At 65.8% G+C, this 298-nt stretch carries 1 protein-coding gene; it reads left to right on the top strand.

Annotation, left to right across the window (positions count from 1 at the left end):
- The coding region (locus tag KZZ07_RS26800; protein WP_500862248.1) for an oxidoreductase dimerization domain-containing protein at window positions 1-298 on the top strand (298 nt) is incomplete at both ends.

Raw genomic sequence — 298 nt, 5'->3', positions numbered from 1 at the left:
CCGGTGGCGACGCCGCGCTTGATCTGACCGCGATGCCGGCCGTCGTGTTCACCGAACCGCAAGTCGCAACGGTGGGCTATTCCGAGGCGGACGCGCACCAGGACGGTATCGAGACCGACAGCCGCACGCTCAGCCTCGACAATGTGCCGCGTGCGCTCGCCAATTTCGACACGCGCGGCTTCATCAAACTGGTTATCGAAGAGGGTAGCCGGCGGTTGGTTGGCGTCCAGGCCGTGGCACCAGAAGCCGGTGAGTTCATTCAGACGGCCGCCCTTGCGATCCGAGCCGGCATGACCGC

Origin of the sequence: Mameliella sp. CS4, assembly GCF_019392335.1 — a bacterium.
In the GTDB taxonomy this organism is placed as follows: Bacteria; Pseudomonadota; Alphaproteobacteria; order Rhodobacterales; family Rhodobacteraceae; genus Antarctobacter.
This window is presented reverse-complemented; position numbering and strand designations above follow the sequence as displayed.